Annotated in this window: 12 protein-coding genes, 1 tRNA gene and 1 pseudogene; 6 read left to right on the top strand and 8 right to left on the bottom strand. The window is 69.7% G+C overall.

Translation table 11 applies throughout. The features are described 5' to 3' along the window. A pseudogene (locus GA0070216_RS35965) lies at nt 1-131 on the bottom strand (IS5 family transposase); the annotation flags it as partial. Between the two features lie 371 nt (nt 132-502). Here GA0070216_RS35965 and GA0070216_RS32850 point away from each other — a divergent pair. The 6 genes from GA0070216_RS32850 to GA0070216_RS32830 all read left to right on the top strand — a co-directional run bounded on the left by GA0070216_RS32850 (nt 503) and on the right by GA0070216_RS32830 (nt 7791). Further along, nucleotides 503-1327 (top strand): IS5 family transposase, encoded by an 825-nt coding sequence (locus GA0070216_RS32850; RefSeq protein WP_091254575.1) that lies wholly within the window; start codon nt 503-505, stop codon nt 1325-1327. Further along, nucleotides 1324-1731, top strand: coding sequence for a hypothetical protein (locus GA0070216_RS32845; RefSeq protein ID WP_091254571.1), 408 nt, complete (start codon nt 1324-1326; stop codon nt 1729-1731). Before GA0070216_RS32850 ends, GA0070216_RS32845 begins: the two co-directional genes overlap by 4 nt. 295 nt (nt 1732-2026) lie before the next feature. Beyond that, on the top strand, nt 2027-3712 hold the full coding sequence (locus tag GA0070216_RS32840; RefSeq protein ID WP_141723284.1) for an nSTAND1 domain-containing NTPase: 1686 nt from the start codon (nt 2027-2029) through the stop codon (nt 3710-3712). Beyond that, nucleotides 3603-6398, top strand: a complete 2796-nt coding sequence (locus GA0070216_RS32835) for a WD40 repeat domain-containing protein (protein WP_342670819.1) — start codon at nt 3603-3605, stop codon at nt 6396-6398. Before GA0070216_RS32840 ends, GA0070216_RS32835 begins: the two co-directional genes overlap by 110 nt. 515 nt (nt 6399-6913) lie before the next feature. Beyond that, nucleotides 6914-7129, top strand: coding sequence for a hypothetical protein (locus GA0070216_RS34235; protein ID WP_141723282.1), 216 nt, complete (start codon nt 6914-6916; stop codon nt 7127-7129). Next, the gene (locus GA0070216_RS32830) at nt 7126-7791 is read left to right on the top strand and encodes a site-specific integrase (protein ID WP_091254563.1); all 666 of its coding nucleotides are present in this window, start codon (nt 7126-7128) and stop codon (nt 7789-7791) included. Before GA0070216_RS34235 ends, GA0070216_RS32830 begins: the two co-directional genes overlap by 4 nt. A gap of 106 nt (nt 7792-7897) precedes the next feature. On the opposite strand, the gene GA0070216_RS32825 is transcribed toward GA0070216_RS32830, so the two are convergent. The 7 genes from GA0070216_RS32825 to GA0070216_RS32795 all read right to left on the bottom strand — a co-directional run bounded on the left by GA0070216_RS32825 (nt 7898) and on the right by GA0070216_RS32795 (nt 14160). Next, a tRNA-Pro gene (locus tag GA0070216_RS32825) sits at nt 7898-7971 on the bottom strand. 183 nt (nt 7972-8154) lie between these two features. Next, the gene (der, locus tag GA0070216_RS32820) at nt 8155-9552 is read right to left on the bottom strand and encodes a ribosome biogenesis GTPase Der (RefSeq protein WP_091254560.1); all 1398 of its coding nucleotides are present in this window, start codon (nt 9550-9552) and stop codon (nt 8155-8157) included. Continuing rightward, nucleotides 9549-10229 carry a (d)CMP kinase gene (gene cmk / locus GA0070216_RS32815; protein ID WP_091254555.1) on the bottom strand — a complete coding sequence of 227 codons (681 nt, stop codon included), beginning with the start codon at nt 10227-10229 and terminating at the stop codon, nt 9549-9551. Before cmk ends, der begins: the two co-directional genes overlap by 4 nt. A gap of 191 nt (nt 10230-10420) precedes the next feature. Continuing rightward, the gene (locus tag GA0070216_RS32810) at nt 10421-11191 is read right to left on the bottom strand and encodes a pseudouridine synthase (protein WP_091254551.1); all 771 of its coding nucleotides are present in this window, start codon (nt 11189-11191) and stop codon (nt 10421-10423) included. Then, the gene (scpB, locus tag GA0070216_RS32805; protein WP_091254548.1) at nt 11178-12179 is read right to left on the bottom strand and encodes an SMC-Scp complex subunit ScpB; all 1002 of its coding nucleotides are present in this window, start codon (nt 12177-12179) and stop codon (nt 11178-11180) included. The genes GA0070216_RS32810 and scpB overlap by 14 nt, the downstream gene beginning before the upstream one ends. Beyond that, nucleotides 12179-13150, bottom strand: a complete 972-nt coding sequence (locus GA0070216_RS32800) for a segregation and condensation protein A (RefSeq protein ID WP_091254591.1) — start codon at nt 13148-13150, stop codon at nt 12179-12181. Before GA0070216_RS32800 ends, scpB begins: the two co-directional genes overlap by 1 nt. Nucleotides 13151-13236: 86 nt before the next feature. After that, nucleotides 13237-14160, bottom strand: a complete 924-nt coding sequence (locus GA0070216_RS32795; RefSeq protein ID WP_067315071.1) for a ParA family protein — start codon at nt 14158-14160, stop codon at nt 13237-13239. Nucleotides 14161-14276 lie beyond the last annotated feature (116 nt).

Raw genomic sequence — 14276 nt, 5'->3', positions numbered from 1 at the left:
AGGTCGTGGGTGGGGGTGCGGCCGCTGACGCCGGCGTCGGTGCGGGCCTGCCGCCATGCGGTCAGACGGGGTGCGATCAGGGCCCATCGGGCGTCGGATAGGTCGGACGGATAGGCTCGTCGCGCGGTCATGATTCAGGCGTACGGTGCCGTGGCACCGGGTCGGCGGACGTCATGTCCGTCGATGTATAGCCGAATGTGAACCAGACACGATCCCGGGGTGAAATGCTGCGTTTCCGGTCAGGGTGGAGCCGGGTGGGATGGGGCTATTCTGGCCCGAGTGGGACATGTTGCCCCGCCAAGGCCGGGGCGCCAATCGGTCACACTGGCGCGAAGGTGAAGGAAACGTCCAGTGAGAGGGCGGTCCGCAGTAACTTGATCCGATCTATGCGTTGCGTCCGGTTGGCGGCCTTCCGGCGGGTTCGCAATGCATAGCGCCAGGTCGATCTGCGGGATGTGAGTCTTGGTCGTGACTGTCGGGCGGCTGCGGCGTTAGCCCGGTCATGGGTGATCGAAAGCCGTATCCCAGTGATGTCAGTGACGAGCAGTGGGAGCTGATTGGACCGTTCCTGCAGGCGTGGAAGGCCAAACGCGTCGCGGTGTCGGTGTCGGGTCGTGAGGGTGACTACGACCTGCGGGAGATCGTGAACGCGATCTTCTACCAGAACCGGACCGGTTGTCAGTGGGCGTACCTGCCGCCGAAGTCGGCCACCTACTACTACTTCGCGCTGTGGCGTGACGACGGCACCGACCAGGTGATCCATGACCTGCTGCGCTGCCAGGCACGGGAGAAGGTCGGCCGTCGGGAGGATCCGAGCGCGGTGGTGTTGGACACCCAGTCGATCCGGGCGGCGAACCACGTCCCGGCCGCGACGACCGGCAAGGACGCGGCGAAGAAGGTGCCGGGGCGTAAGCCGGGCCTGGCAGTGGACGCGTTAGGGCTGGTCATCGCGGTCGTGGTGACCGCAGCGTCGGTCACCGACAACGCCATCGGTATCCGGCTGCTCGACAAGGTCACCGAACACACTCCGACGGTGACCCACGCCTGGGTCGACGCCGGGTTCACACAGGACCTCGCCCTGCACGGCGCCGTTCTGGGCACCGACGTCGAGATCGTCAAACGATCCGACACCCGACCCGGGTTCGTGCCGATCTGCAGACGGTGGATCGTCGAGCAGACCTACGGCACCCTGATGCTGCACCGCCGCCTCGTACGCGAGTACGAGAGCCGACCAGAATCCTCGGTGTCACGAACCCTGTGGGCGTCGACGGCGAACATCGTACGGCGGTTGACCGGAACCAGCACACCCTCCTGGCGGCACCGGTGAACCTACCCACCGTCCTCGACCTCATCGCCGACCGCGATCCCACCGCACGCCAGCACGCCGACCAACTCCGCGAGCAGATCACCGCGTTGACCGGTGAACTCGCCCGCCTCGACGGCGAACTGGCCGACCTAGCAACCACCCGCACCACCCTGCGCACCCTCACCGCCACCGAGTTCACCGCCGACGACCCCACCATCGCCAGCGCCCCCTACCAGCAGGTCCTGGCTGTCCTCGACACCGCGCCCACCGGCATGCGCGCCAAAGAAATCTGCCTCGCCCTCGGCGTCGAACCCTCACCGAAACACGTCGAAGGCACCCGCGCGAAGCTGAAACGCATGGTCAACCGCCACGTCCTCAGCGAAGACGAGCCCGGAGTCTTCACCCACGCCCAGAAACGGACCTAACACTCCGGACCGCCCTCTGAGGTTCCTTCATCCGAGACCGGGCGGTTCCGGAGCTGCGCCGCAGGGAGGACGTGAGAAATCCTGATCGCGAGAACAAATCACAATCACCGGTGGTCCATCGTCGGCCGCCGCGCTCTCGGCCATCGCAGCGAGCGCCGAAACCAGTCTCGCATTGGCGTACCTCCGTTCGACACTTCATGATCCTGAGTTTCGGCCGAATAGCTGGTTTGCGGATCACTGATAGCGTCGCAGCTGCATGTCAATAGCTTTGCATGATGAGGAGTGTCAGGCGAACGTGGAGGCTGACGAGGCTGCGTTGATTCATGCCAAGGTCCGGCGTGGTGTGGCCCAAGGGTGGGGACGTCGACTGCGGGATGTCTCGTCTGCGGGGCTGGTGGGGGTGCTGTGTGCAACCGCGCTGGCACCGGTGCTAGCTGTCGCGGGAGCCGGCGCGGTGGTGGTTGCCGGGGCTGGAGTACTCGGCTCGGTGGGTGCGAACGTCCTGTCCGAGGTCGTGATCAAAGCGGTTGAGAGGCTGCGCGACAGCGGTCGCCGGGCGACCCACGACGAGATCGAGGCTGTGGTGGCGGCCGCCATAGAACATGCCCTTGCAGCCGACCCGCGAGCGCAGGCGCTCAGGCGTGACGTCGCTGAGGTGCTGCGGGTGACGGGCACCGTGGCAGCGGCGTTGGAGGCTGCCGTCCAGTTCGGCGATCCGGCCGCACAGGCCGAGCTGACCGCGGCGCTCCGGGCGGTAGGTACGGACTTCGAGGAGTTCGACTTCGTGCTGGCCGAGCTCAGGGAGACGGCCGGGGCGATCCTGGAAACGCTACGGCGGCAGGGTGCTGAACACCGCGCCGAGCAGACCCGGGCACACGAGATTGCGGTGCAACTGTGGCTGGTGCGCCAAGAGTTGGCCGTCATGGAGCGCCGCACGCGAGGGGAAGCGACGCCGAACGTGGGCGGTGGGCCAACGGCGGTGTGGGAGGGCTGCCCGTACCGAGGGCTGCTGCCGTTCGAGCAGGATCATGCGGCGGTCTTCTACGGGCGGGAGCGCCTGACCGCTGAGCTGGTGACGATCCTTGCCACCCGGCTCACGGGGCTCGGCATACTGGTCGTGACCGGCGCGTCCGGGGCGGGAAAGTCCTCACTGCTGCGCGCGGGCCTGCTGCCTGAGCTGACGCGCGGGTCGCTCGCGGATGGTTCGGCACAGTGGCCCCGCATTGTGCTCACTCCGACTCGCGAGCCGTTGGCGGAGCTGGCCGCGCACCTGGCGGTGCTGGGCGGAACGGACGCCAACACCGTCGGCCGCAACTTGGCGACGGCACCGGATCAGGCGCATCGGACCGCGTACCAGGTGATCGTGCACCAAGCCCGGCTGGCCTCGACCGCCCCGACCGGGCGGGTGGTGATCTTGGTCGATCAGTTCGAGGAAATGTTCACCCTGGACAGCGAGGACCACGGTGGTGAGGACCAGCGCACTGCGTTCGTAACCGCGCTTCACGCCGCAGCGACCACGCCGACCGGGTCACGCCATGAGCCGCCGGCACTGGTTGTGCTCGGTGTTCGGGGCGACTTCTGGGATCGGTGCGCCGGATTCCCACAGCTGGTGGAGGCGATGAAGGCAGGGCCATTCGTGGTCGGGCCATTGACCGAGTCCGAGCTGCGGTGCGCGATCACAGGCCCGGCGGCCGCGGCCGGATTGGAGCTGGAGCCGGGGTTGGTCGACACCGTGCTGGGCGAGCTGCGCGGCGCGGACACTTCGAGTGCCGGCACATTGCCGCTGCTGTCGCAGGCGATGCTGGCCACCTGGGAGCATCGGGCTGAGGGGGGGGCTGCTCACCAACCGAGGCTACGGCCTGTCCGGCGGGATCACACACGCGGTCCAGGCGAGCGCAGAGGCCGCGTTCGGCGAGCTGACCTTCAACCAGCAGAAGGCCGCCCAGGCCGTGTTCCGTCGGCTGACCGTGTTGTCGCGTGACCGACAACTCGCCCGACGTCGACTGGCCCGCGACAATCTGTACGACGCAGGCGAACGGACCGACATCGACACCGTGCTGGACATGTTCATCGCCAAGCGGTTGATCAGTCTCAACGAGAACGGCGTCGACATTGCCCACGACGCGCTTCTCGGGGCCTGGCCGCGGCTGCGAGGCTGGCTGGACGGCGACGTCGCCGACCTCGTCCTGTTCAGTCAGGTCGCCGACGACGCAGCGGGCTGGGCCGCCAACGGCCACGACGCTTCCTTTCTCTACCGAAACGCTCAGCTCACCGCCGCTACCGAGGGGGCCACGCGCTGGCGCGCCGCGTCGGACAGGTTCCCGCCGCTTCCTCCCACCGCGATCGAGTTCCTCGACACGAGCAAGCACAGGCACCGCCAACGTGTCGCGGCGTCGCGTGGCGTCCTCGCGGTCATCGTGGTGCTGCTCGTGGTGGCCGGATCCGCGGCAGTGGTGCTGCAGCAGCGCACCGACGCACTGGGACGCCAACTACGCGCCAACGCCGCGATGCTGCTGACGGCCCAGGTCCCTGAACGCAACCGCAGCGACCCGGCCATGGCCGCACTGATGGCGGTAGCGGCCTACCGGTCGAGCCCGGACCCGGCGGTCCTGACCAACCTGTCCGATGAGTACATGCGCTATCGCTCGACGGACAGGTTGCATACCGCGGACGCCGGCCAGCTAGAGGACGTTCACGTCAGTGCCGACGGCAGGGTCGTCGCCGCGCTGGGCGCGCAGGGTCGAATCGCGCTCTGGCGGCTCGACCGGCAGCCGGTCGTCCCGACATACCTGGGCCAGGGTGGCTTGACATACTCCGCTCTCAGCCCGAACGGCGCTCTGATCGCGGGCGCCGACAAGGCTGGTCGGATCGAGGTGTGGCGGACGGATGGCACCAGCGTGTTTCGGCAGGAGGCTGGCGGTCCCCTGGCACTCTTTCAAACGGGTCTGCGGTTCGACTCAGCGGGTCGCCGTCTGCTGGCCCACCTCGACCGAGGCGGGCCGCGGGTGTGGGACATCGAACAGCGGCGGTCGGTGCCGGTGCCCCCTGGGCTCGTCAGGCAGTTCGACCAGTACGGCAACAATGTGTGGTTCGGCCCGCGCGGGGAGAGCATCATCGTCGCGACCAGCGGCGGCCTGACTCTCTGGCACCTGTCCATGGGCACTCCCGTATTGGTGTCCGCTTTGGAGGATCAGGACAGCGTTTGGGTCGGAGGTGACGGGCTCACGGCGATCATCTGCATCGACGGAGTGCATACCCGGTGGGACCTGGATCCGGTCCGCGTACGCGGCCGATACCCGATGCGAGGAGCGCGCTGCGTCCACGGCCTGGAGGCGGACCCGACCGGCAGCATCGCGATCACGGGTGAGGATTCCGAGGTCGATCGCGACAGTCCGGGACGCAACTACCCGCGCACCGTGATCACACTGCGCAACCTACCCGGAGGGCTCACCTCGCGGACTGTCGTGCCGACGAGCGGCACCCTGCTCAAGGTCAAGCGCCTCGCCACCCTCCCGGACGGCACCCGCATGGTCGTCGCGGTCGGCGCGGCAGTCGCCATCGTCGACATCCCGGCTGTTGGCTTCACTCGACTGAACACCGCGATGATCGACACCTTCTCCGGCCCCACGATAATCAGCGGCGACGGGACCAGGGTCGTCCTGTCCGCTCACACTGGTGAGCCGTGGCTATCGTTCTGGGACATCGGCAGCGACCGGGAGCTTGCACGATCCACCGATGCTGATCGCCTGCTGCTGGGGTCCCTCAGCAAGGATCGGCTTCTGCTGGCGCTGGATGCCCAGTGGGAACACCTCGTGGTCCGCCAGATGCGCGAGGCCTCGCTGACGGTGACCGCCCGGCTGCCGTTGCCCGTCGCCCCTGGCATCAAGCGGCCAACCCACGAACTCAGCCGCGCCTTCGGCGGCTTGTGCATCGACGCCGACGAGTCGACACCAGACATGGTCAACGTGGTCTTCGGCCGGCTGATAACCCGGTTCGATGTTCGATCGGGTACCCAGATCGGCGAACCAATACGGCCCTGGCACACCAGCCAGGAGTTCGACCGGCTCGCCCGCAACAACGGCCTGTGCGCCATCCGCCCGGGCACCGACGCGATGGCAATCGAGGTCGAGAAGCAGTTCGTCGAGACCTGGGACCTCAAAAGCGGCAAGCGGCTGGGCACGCTGGACCCTACCGACCTGGGCACGCTGGCGGACATCGCTTTCAGCCCTGACGGCCGGCTACTGGCAGTTCTCGACACCGAAGGCATGCTTCAAATCTGGGACATGGCACGATCCACGCCGATCGCCGCACCACAGCGAGTGTCCGAGCCCGGCGGCATACTGCGGATCGTGGCCTTCCCCGAGCCCGACCGGATCATCGTGAAAGCCGACACCAGGAATATCGTGTGGGACCTGGCCCGCCGGGACGCCATCGCAGACCTAGACACCACCGCCGGTGCGGAAGTCGGCAAAGGCGCGACCGGAAGCACTCTATCTCCGGACGGCAACACCCTCCACATCATCGGAGACGACCTGATCAGCCACATTCCGCTCGACCCACATGCCTGGGCCGCCCGCCTTTGCCAGGTCGTCGGGCGCGACATGACAGACGCCGAACGGCAGGCCCTGCCCCCGGGCAGCCCCACCGGCAGCATCTGCCCACAGTGACCGACGAAGGTGCCACGCGTGAGACGGGACCGCCGGCGTCGCCACCGCTGGCTGCCGGCGTAGGCGCGTGTGGTGGCGTAGGCAGAGTCTCTCTACCCATGTCAAAGTGGTGTGACGCAGCCAGTGGGTGCTGATCTGCTGCAGTCGTCCGGCGTCGCGTTCCGCGTGCCATGGCCTATGCAGCGAGCGTCCACAAACCTCGGCAAAACCGGGAACGAGCGGAGCACGTTTGCGGTACGCGGAGAGCCCGCGCGCCGCGGCCGACGCTCCGGTCCTTCGTCCCTGCTGGCCATGACACCTCGCCTGCCGCTCATACGGCGGCGGCCCGCGGGGCCATCGCCCACCACATCCTCCCTCCGCCACTCGTGCACGCCGGGGGGAGTGCTCATCCTTGACGGAACGACAAGTAGGACCGTCACAAGCATGGAGGACATACGGGGTTGTCGCGATGCTGTCGCAGCCGAACGGGGCAACGGTAGAGGTGGCAGAAGCTCACCTCTACCGAGGAGGACGTCATGAGACAGAACCCGAACCGGGGCCGCGTCTACCGCTGCTGCGCCTGTCGTGACAGCACCGGCCGACTACTCGGCCCCCGGTGCCCCAAGCTGTCCAACGCGCGGCACGGCAGCTGGGCGTTCGCCGTCGACCTGCCGAGCCTGAACAAGCGCAGCACCATGCGCCGTACCGGTTTCGCCACCGGGAGCCCCACAACGCCGCCCGCTTCGCCATGATCCCCCGACCGCCGGAACCCGAGCTCACCTGCTGGAGCACCAGCCAGACAAGCGCGTTCCTGCGGCACTGCCACGCCGTTGAGGATCCGCTCGCGGACCTGTTCGAGTTGATGATCTGCACCGGAATACGCAAGGGCGAGACTCTGGGCCTGCACTGGGCCGATGTGGACCTCGAGGCGCGGGCACTGTTCGTGCGCTGGACGTTGGTCAGCGTCGACAACAGCCGCAGCATGTTGAACGCGCCCAAGACCCACGGCAGCCGGGCCTGGGTCGCCCTGTCCACCCGCGCCGTCGACGCGTTGCAGCGGCAACGCCGCCGCCAATGCCGGCAACAGGTGACCGCCCGCCATCACGACAATCTCGACCTGGTGTTCGCCAGACCCGATGGACAACCCCTACGGCCGCAGTACGTGCTCGACCACCTGCGCCGCCTCACCGCCGACGCCGGGCTCCCGGCAATCCGGGTGCACGACCTGCGACACATCGCCGCCACCATCATGATCAACCAAGGGGTGCCGATCGCCGTGGTGTCCAAGACGCTGCGCCACAGGAACGTGGCCACCACCATCGACACTTACGGCCACCTCACCCGCGACGCCGCCGCCGACGGCGTGAGCGCCACCTGCGCAGCCCTCGACGCGGCCGACGCCCGGGCCGCCTGACCGCCGCTGCAAGATCCGCGTGAGGCTGCGACAGCAACGCGACAAAACTGCTCTGAAAAGACCACAGGGGATATGCCTTCGACGGCATATCCCCTGGTCAGATGCGTCGGGACGGCCGGATTCGAACCGACGACCCCTTGACCCCCAGTCAAGTGCGCTACCAAGCTGCGCCACGTCCCGATACTCCCCGCGTGGTCTCCCCCGCGGCAGCCGGTACAGCTTAGCGCAGGATCTTCGCACCGTGCGCACAGCCCCCTGCCGCATTGATGTGCACCGCCACCACCTCTAAAGCGTCCTAGGAAAGGGGGGTACGGGAAGGGCTGCCGTTCCCGGGTGGGAACGGCAGCCCTTGACGGTGCCGGGTCAGCCGTGGGCCTTGCCCCGGCCGCCGGGGCCGAGCTTCTTGCGGGGGCGTACCGAGATCTCCACCGGGCTGCCCTCGAAGCCGAACTCCTCGCGGAGCTTGCGCTCGACGAAACGCTGGTAGCCGGCGTCCAGCGGCGCGGTGGTGAACAGCACGAACCGGGGCGGGGAGACACCCGCCTGGGTGGCGAAGAGGATCTTCGGGGCCCGGCCGCCGCGCACCGGGTGCGGGGTGGCCTGGACCAGGGCGGTGAGCCACTGGTTGAGCTGCGCCGTGGGCACCCGGGTCTCCCAGCTCGCCAACGCCTTGCGCAGCGCGGGGGCGAGCTTGTCGACGGCCCGGCCGGTCTGCGCCGACAGGTTGAGCCGGATCGCCCAGGGAATCCGGCGTAGCTCCCGGTCGATCTCCTTGTCCAGGTAGTACCGGCGGTCGGCGTCGACCAGGTCCCACTTGTTGAAGGCGATCACCAGGGCCCGGCCGGCCTCGACGACCATGGTCAGGATCCGCTGGTCCTGCTCGCTGATCGGCTCGCTGGAGTCGAGCAGCACCACCGCCACCTCGGCCGCCTCGATGGCCCCGGCGGTACGCAGGCTGGCGTAGTACTCGGTGCCGCTGGCCTTGCCGACCCGCTTGCGCAGCCCGGCGGTGTCGACCAGTTGCCAGGTCTCGCCGCCGATCTCCACCAGGCTGTCCACCGGGTCGACGGTGGTGCCGGCGACCGAGTCGACGACCGCCCGCTCCTCACCGGAGAACCGGTTGAGCAGGCTGGACTTGCCGACGTTGGGCCGACCGACCAGCGCCACCCGGCGGGGACCGCGCGGGCGGTTCTCGACGATCTTGGGCGCGTCGGGCAACGCGTCGAGGATCGCGTCGAGGAGTTCGCCGGAGCCCCGGCCGTGCAGTGCGGAGACCGGGAACGGCTCACCGAGGCCCAGCGACCACAGCGCGGTCGCCTCCATCTCGATGGCGGTGTTGTCGGTCTTGTTGGCCACCAGGATCACCGGTTTGGCGCTGCGCCGCAGCATCTTCACCGCGGCCTCGTCCACATCGGTCGAGCCGACCATGGCGTCGACCACGAAGATCACCACGTCGGCGGTGACCACCGCCGTCTCGGCCTGGGCGGCGATGGCCGCCGCCCGGTCCTTCGCGTCCGGCTCCCAGCCGCCGGTGTCCACCACGGTGAACGAGCGGCCGTTCCACTGCGCGTCGTACGGCACCCGGTCCCGGGTCACCCCGGGAACGTCCTCCACGACCGCCTGCCGCCGGCCGATGATCCGGTTCACCAGCGTCGACTTGCCCACGTTGGGCCGACCGACAACGGCCACCACGGGCTGCGGGCCGGTCGGTTCCTCGACGGTGACCTCCGGCTCGCGCAGCTCCACCCATCCGTCGCTCATGCCACACCCCGCTCGGTGAGCAGCTCACGCAGCTGGGCGACGACCTCGTCGATGCCCAGCTCGGTGGTGTCCAGTTCGACGGCGTCGTCGGTCTGCCGCAGCGGGTTGACCGTGCGGGTGGAGTCGAGCCGGTCCCGCCGGGCCAGGTCGGCGGCGGTCGCCGCGACGTCGGCGGCGTCCTCGGCGCTGCGGCGTCGGGCGCGGGCCGCCTCGGAGGCGGTCAGGTAGACCTTCAGGTCGGCGTCGGGGGCCACCACGGCGCCGATGTCGCGGCCCTCGACCACGATCCGGCCGGCCTGGGCGATGAGTTCCCGCTGCCGGGCGACGAGCAACGCCCGCACCGCCGGCACGGCGGCCACCGCGGAGACCGCGCCGGTCACCTCGGGGCCCCGGATCTCCTGGTCGACACCCGTCCCGTCGACGGTCACGCCGTACCCCTGGGGGTCGGTGCCGATGCGCAGCTCGACCTCGCCGGCAACCTTGCCCACCGCGGCGGCGTCGGTCAGGTCGACGCCGGAGCGCAGCACCGCCCAGGTGATCGCCCGGTACATCGCGCCGGTGTCCAGGTAACGCGCACCGAGGTCGACGGCGAGTCGCCGCGAGACGGTGGACTTACCCGAACCGGACGGCCCGTCCACCGCGACCACACAGCGCCCGGCCCGTACGTTTTCCTCCACCGTTGTCCTCCTCAGCCCGTACCTCGCGGGTCACCGGTTCCTCCGGTGCCGTTGAGCGGTCGTCCATCGATCGTCCATCATCCCGCGCCTCGCGGGTCGGCCCCCCGCGCCGCCGTCGGGGGCGACCTGCACCACCCGCCGGCCCGTGGGCCGCGTGGAAGCCTACCGGCACACCTACCCGCTACGACGGGTCAGTCACCCACGACCTTGAACAGGGCGGCGACCTCCGCGTTGGTCAGCCGCCGGATCCGCCCGGTGCGCAGGTCACCGAGCTTGATCGGCCCGATCGAGGTACGCACCAGCCGGGACACCGGGTGCCCGACCTCGGCCAGCAACCGCCGGACGATGTGCTTGCGTCCCTCGTGCAGGCTCAGCTCCACCTGGGCGGTTTTACCCAGGGTGTCCACCACCTTGAACGAGTCGACCTTCACCGGCCCGTCCTCCAGTTCGACGCCGGCCAGCAGCCGCTTGCCCAGGTGGCGCGGGATCGGCCCGGCCACCTCGGCCAGGTACGTCTTGAGCACCTGGTAGGACGGGTGCATCAGCTTGTGGGTGAGGGTCCCGTCGTTGGTGAGCAGCAGCAGGCCCTCGCTGTCCGCGTCGAGCCGCCCGACGTGGTAGACCCGCTGCTCGACCCGGTTGCCGATGAACTCGGCGAGCTCGTTGCGGCCCTTGTTGTCCGACATGGTGGTGACCACCCCGCGCGGCTTGTTCATCGCCACGTAGACCAGGCGGTTGTCGGCCTGGAGGCGTTCGCCGTCGACGTGGATCACGGCGGTGGCGGGGTCGACCTTGTCGCCGAGGTGGGCGACCCGCCCGTCGACGGTGACCCGACGCCGGAAGATCAGATCTTCGCAGGCGCGGCGGGAGCCCACCCCGGCGGCGGCGAGCACCTTCTGGAGGCGTTCGGCGCCTTCGTACACCGGGGCGTCGGGCTTGGGGGAACGGTCATCGCGTGGCATCGGCAAGCTCTTCTACGTCGTCGGGGAGGAACGGGGCGAGCGGGGGCAGGTCGGCGACCGAGTCCAGGCCCAGCTTCTCCAGGAACATCGTGGTGGTCCGGAAGAGGAACGCCCCACTGTCCGGTTCGGCGCCGCACTCCTCGACCAACCCTCGGGAGACCAGGGTACGGAGCACCCCGTCACAGTTCACACCCCGGATGGCCGAGACCCGTCCCCGGGTCACCGGCTGCTTGTAGGCGATCACCGCGAGCGTCTCCAGGGCGGCCTGGGTCAACCGTACCGACTGCCCGTCCAGGACGAACCGCTCCACGTGGGTGGCGTATTCCGGCCGGGTGTAGAGCCGCCAGCCACCGGCCGCCCGGCGCAGCTCGAAGCCGTGCCCGGCGGCGGTGTAGCCGGCGGCGATGTCGTCGAGCACCGGCCCGATCCGCTCCGGTGACTGCTCCAGCACCTGGGCCAGCACCAGCTCGCTGACCGGTTCGTCGACCACCAGCAGGATGGCCTCCAACGCGCCCCGCAGCTCCGCGTCGTCCAGCTCGGGTGCCGGCTCCGGCACGACGGTGGCCCGCCGCCGCCCCGCCGGCCGCCGCTTCGGTACGCCCGCCGCGTCCCGCTCCCCCGCCGGGTCGGGGCCGACGCCGGCTGCACCCGCCCCGGTCCCGGCCGCCGCCACCGGCCCACCCGGGTCCACCGGCGTCCCCGGTTCGTCGGGTGCCGCATCGGCCGGGGTGTCGCCCGGGTCAGCGGGCCCGGCGTCCGCCGGCAGTTCGCCGGGCGGCACCGGGGTGGCGCTGTCGTCATCGCCCGGCGGGGACCCCGCTACGACCGGATCGGGGAGGTCGTGGTCGGGTGCCGTTCCCGAGGTGTCCGCGGTCCCGGAGTCGGTCGGGACGGGAGCGGGAGCCTGCCGGGCGGCGGGGCGTTCCCACGGCGGGACCCAGGCGGCCGCCTGATCGGCCAGGGAGTCCTGGCGCTCCTCGTCGCTCATCACGTCTCCTGCGTCGTCGCGGTTTCGCCCGCCGGGTCGGCGGACACGGCGGGTCCGCCCGGGACGGGACCGGTCTCGTCGGGGTCGGCGGGGGTGCCGGCGTACTCGTCGACGTGCAGGTCGGCGTCGCCGTCGGCGGGGCCGGTCCAGCGTACGGTCAGCTCCTCCAGGGCCTCCTCCTGGACGAAGGCGACCAGCCCCTCCCGGTAGAGCTCCAGCAGCGCCAGGAAGCGGGCCACCACCTCCAGGGTGATCTCGCAGTCCGCGCAGAGCAGGGTGAAGGTGGCGGTGCCGGCCCGGCGCAGCCGTTCGGCGAGGATCGTCGCGTGCTCCCGGACGCTGACCCGGACCAGGTGCACGTGCGCGATGGAGACCTCGGGCACCGGCTTCGGGGTCATCGCCCGGACCGCCAGCCTCAGCAGCCGCTCGGGGCCGACACCGAGCACCAGGTCGGGCAGGGCGTCGGCGTAGCGGGCCTCCAGGGTGACCGCGCGGGGGTAGCGTCGCCCGCCGACCGCCTCCAGTTCGGCGATGTGCGCCGCCGCCTCCTTGTACGCCTTGTACTGCAACAGTCGGGCGAACAGCAGGTCCCGCGCCTCCAGCAGGGCGAGGTCCTCCTCGTTCTCCACCTCGGCCGAGGGCAGCAGCCGGGCCGCCTTGAGGTCGAGCAGGGTGGCGGCGATGAGCAGGAACTCGCTGGTCTCGTCGAGGTCCCACTCGTCACCCATGGCCCGGATGTAGGAGATGAACTCGTCGGTGACGGTGTGCAGGGCCACCTCGGTGACGTCCAGCTTGTGCTTGCTGATCAGTTGCAGCAGCAGGTCGAACGGGCCGGTGAAGTTCGCCAGCCGGACGGTGAAGCCGGCGCTCTGCCCGCCCGCCGGATCGGCCGCCTTCTCGCCGGCCACCTCGGCGGTCAGCACGGACTGCTGCTCCGGGGTGGTCGTCGGGTCCAGCGGTGGCGCGGTCACCGGACGACCGTAGTCCACGCCCCGGGCATGGAGGTCGTCGCCGTCCGGGACACTCCGGTGGTGCCCCGGGGACGCAACCCCGGCCCCTACCGGTCGGCCTGGGCCGCGATCACCTCACGGGCCAACTGCCGGTAGTTGCGTGCGCCCGAGGAGGCCGGGTCGAGGGTGGTGATCGGCGCACCGGCCACCGTGGACTCGGGGAACTTCACCGTCTTGGTGATGACGGTCTGGTAGACCTTGTCGCCGAACGCCTCGACCACCCGCTGGAGCACCTGCCGGCAGTGGGTGGTGCGGCTGTCGTACATGGTCGCGAGGATGCCTTCGAGTTCCAGGTCGAAGTTGAGCCGCTCGCGGACCTTGTCGATGGTGTCCAGCAGCAGCGCCACCCCGCGCAGGCTGAAGAACTCGCATTCGAGCGGGATGAGCACCCCGTGCGCGACCGTCAACGCGTTGATCGCCAGCAGGCCCAGCGAGGGCTGGCAGTCGATCAGGATGTAGTCGTACTCCTTGCGCACGTTGCGCAGCACCCGGGCCAGGGCCATCTCCCGGGCGACCTCGTTGACCAGCTGTATCTCGGCGGCGGAGAGGTCGATGTTGGCGGGCAGGATGTGCAGGCCGGCCACGTCCGTCTTGATCAGGACGTCCTCGGCCATCACGTCGTCCTGCATCAGCAGGTTGTAGACCGACAGGTCGAGGTTGTGCGGGTTGACCCCCAGCCCCACCGACAGCGCGCCCTGCGGGTCGAAGTCGACCAGCAGCACCTTGCGGCCGTACTCGGCCAGCGCCGCGCCCAGGTTGATGGTGGTGGTGGTCTTACCCACGCCACCCTTCTGGTTGGCCATCGCGATGATCCGGGCCGGCCCGTGCCGGTCGGTGGGCATCGGCTCGGGGATCGGCTTGCGCATCGTGTAGGCGGCCGGGTCGGCCGGGCCCAGGTCGGCGCCGAGCGACGCCTGCTGCTCACGGAGCTCCGACGTCCAGGCGTCGGCACGATCACCGTTGCCAGCCATGTCCTCGCTGCCCCCTCCCGACGACCACCCGGCATCGGAGCTGTCCGACGTCCTTCGCGGCGCCGCTGCGCACCCCGGTTGTCGTTCCAGGAGGTCCGCGCCGATGCCGACTCTAC

Origin of the sequence: Micromonospora matsumotoense, assembly GCF_900091525.1 — a bacterium.
Lineage (GTDB): Bacteria > Actinomycetota > Actinomycetes > Mycobacteriales > Micromonosporaceae > Micromonospora > Micromonospora matsumotoensis.
This window is presented reverse-complemented; position numbering and strand designations above follow the sequence as displayed.

Bases quoted from the DNA above. Each gene is read 5' to 3' on its own strand.
- GA0070216_RS32850 (WP_091254575.1), top strand. From the start codon at position 503: ATGGGTGATCGAAAGCCGTATCCCAGTGATGTCAGTGACGAGCAGTGG.
- GA0070216_RS34235 (WP_141723282.1), top strand. From the start codon at position 6,914: ATGAGACAGAACCCGAACCGGGGCCGCGTCTACCGCTGCTGCGCCTGT.
- GA0070216_RS32830 (WP_091254563.1), top strand. From the start codon at position 7,126: ATGATCCCCCGACCGCCGGAACCCGAGCTCACCTGCTGGAGCACCAGC.
- der (WP_091254560.1), bottom strand. From the start codon at position 9,552: ATGAGCGACGGATGGGTGGAGCTGCGCGAGCCGGAGGTCACCGTCGAG.
- GA0070216_RS32810 (WP_091254551.1), bottom strand. From the start codon at position 11,191: ATGCCACGCGATGACCGTTCCCCCAAGCCCGACGCCCCGGTGTACGAA.
- scpB (WP_091254548.1), bottom strand. From the start codon at position 12,179: ATGAGCGACGAGGAGCGCCAGGACTCCCTGGCCGATCAGGCGGCCGCC.
- GA0070216_RS32795 (WP_067315071.1), bottom strand. From the start codon at position 14,160: ATGGCTGGCAACGGTGATCGTGCCGACGCCTGGACGTCGGAGCTCCGT.